This is a genomic window from Flavobacterium xizangense (assembly GCF_054075145.1).
In genome coordinates this window covers 1-276 of sequence record NZ_JBSIPG010000086.1, presented here as the reverse complement: position 1 = coordinate 276, position 276 = coordinate 1, and the positions used below count along the sequence as shown (strand labels likewise).

Annotated in this window: 1 protein-coding gene; it reads right to left on the bottom strand. The window is 35.5% G+C overall.

Annotated elements, in window-relative coordinates:
- Window positions 1–276 (bottom strand): pyridoxal-dependent decarboxylase (locus tag ACWA1B_RS22620; RefSeq protein WP_456910857.1); only part of this gene is annotated, 276 nt, incomplete at both ends.

Sequence of the window (276 nt, the reverse complement as noted above, 5' to 3'; positions counted from 1 at the left end):
ACTAAAACTTCACCATTAAAAAACATTTTCTTTTTGATGTGTAAGTTCATTTTGCAAGTATCTCCAGGCCAGCCGTCTAGTTTATATCTAAAAACCAAAACGCTTAAATCTGAATCGGTTAGAAGTTCAAAATCGTTGTCGTTTTCTAAGATTTCAGCTGTTTGTTTCGTAGTTTCAATTATAGTGTTTGTATAATCGCCAAGTTTGGTTCTGCCCATATAACGCAGTGTGCACCATAGTTTTAAAGCATCAAAACGGCGTGTACTTTGTACCAGC